This is a genomic window from Streptomyces phyllanthi, from assembly GCF_009377205.1.
Lineage (GTDB): Bacteria > Actinomycetota > Actinomycetes > Streptomycetales > Streptomycetaceae > Streptomyces > Streptomyces phyllanthi.
The window spans coordinates 1-1,759 of sequence record NZ_VJZE01000861.1; the positions used below are offsets into that span (position 1 = coordinate 1).

Sequence of the window (1,759 nt, forward strand, 5' to 3'; positions counted from 1 at the left end):
ACCCGAATCAGGACCCGAAGGCGAATCAGGACCCGCCCCCGAAGCCGGACCCGGACCGGACTCCCGACCGAGAGCCGACCCCCGACCCGGACCAGGCCCCGAAGCCGGACCCGTACCCGACCCCCGACCGGGACCAGGCCCCGACCACCGATGACCCCGCAGGAGGCACGCCGTGAACGACGCTCTCGACGTCGCACTGCGGCTCCTCGTCGTCTTCGCAGTCTTCCTCACCTTCCCCCTGATCATCGGCCAGACCGAACACAAGGTCATGGCCCACATGCAGGGCCGCCTCGGCCCCATGTACGCCGGCGGCTTCCACGGCTGGGCCCAGCTCATCGCGGACGGCGTCAAGTTCGCCCAGAAGGAAGACGTCGTCCCCGCGGGCGCGGACCGCCGTATCTTCCAGCTCGCCCCCGCCGTCGCCCTCCTCCCGTATCTGCTCGTCCTCCTCGCCATCCCCCTCGGTCCGGGCGAGGGCGCGGTCGGCGAGGTCATCGACGCGGGAGTGTTCTTCGTCCTCGCCGTCATGGGCGTAGGAGTCCTCGGCTCCCTCATGGCCGGCTGGGCCTCCGCCAACAAGTTCTCCCTCCTCGGCGGCCTTCGCACGGCCGCCCAGCTCCTCGCCTACGAACTCCCGATGCTGCTCGCCGCAGCCTCCGTCGCGATGGCGGCCGGCACCGTCTCCCTCCCCGGCATCGTCGACGCCTTCCAGTGGTGGTGGCTGCCCTGGCAGATCGTCGGCGCGATCGTCTTCTTCGTGGCGGGGCTCGCCGAACTCCAGCGCCCCCCGTTCGACATGCCCGTCGCCGACTCGGAGATCATCTTCGGCGCGTACACCGAGTACACGGGTCTGCGCTTCGCCCTCTTCCTGCTCGCCGAATACGCGGGAATCGTAGTCCTGTGCGGCCTGACCACCGTCCTCTTCCTGGGCGGCTGGCACGGCCCCTGGGGCGCCGAGGGCCTCGGCTGGGTCTGGACCCTGCTGAAGACCGCGATCCTCGCCTTCGTCGTCATCTGGTTGCGCGTCACCTACCCCCGTCTCCGCGAGGACCAGCTCCAGAAGCTCTCCTGGACCCTCCTCGTCCCGCTCGCCCTCGCCCAGATCGCCCTCACCGGCGTCGTCAAGGTGGTGAACCCCTAACCATGTCCCGCACGTCACCCGGCCACCACCCCTCAACGACGCCCTCCGGGCGGCCCCGCCTGTCGATCCCCGGCTCCGGTCTGGCCAAGGGCCTGGCCGTCACCCTCCGCACGATGACGAAGAAGACCGTCACCGAGCAGTACCCCGACGCCCAGCCCGACCTCCCGCCGCGCACCCGCGGTGTGATCGGTCTCTTCGAGGAGAACTGCACGGTCTGCATGCTGTGCGCCCGCGAGTGCCCGGACTGGTGCATCTACATCGACTCCCACAAGGAGACGGTCCCGCCCGCCGCCCCGGGTGGCCGCGAACGCAGCCGCAACGTCCTCGACCGCTTCGCCATCGACTTCTCCCTCTGCATGTACTGCGGTATCTGTATCGAGGTCTGCCCCTTCGACGCCCTCTTCTGGTCCCCGGAGTTCGAGTACGCCGAGACCGACATCCGCGACCTCACCCACGAACGCGACAAGCTCCGCGAGTGGATGTGGACCGTCCCGGCCCCACCGGCCCTCGACCCCGGCGCCGAGGAACCCAAGGAACTCGCCGCCGCCCGCAAGACCGCCGACAAGCTCGCGGCCCAGCAGCAGGCCGAGCGGGCCGAGCAGGCGATACGGACCGATC

General features: G+C 70.0%; 2 protein-coding genes. Both read left to right on the plus strand.

Going from position 1 to position 1,759, the window contains the following annotated elements:
- Positions 1-172 precede the first annotated feature (172 nt).
- Positions 173-1,141, plus strand: coding sequence for a complex I subunit 1/NuoH family protein (locus FNH04_RS45655; RefSeq protein WP_322725746.1), 969 nt, complete (start codon positions 173-175; stop codon positions 1,139-1,141).
- 113 nt (positions 1,142-1,254) lie between these two features.
- A partial coding sequence (locus FNH04_RS45660; RefSeq protein ID WP_152792098.1) for a 4Fe-4S binding protein occupies positions 1,255-1,759 on the plus strand: 505 nt, incomplete at its 3' end.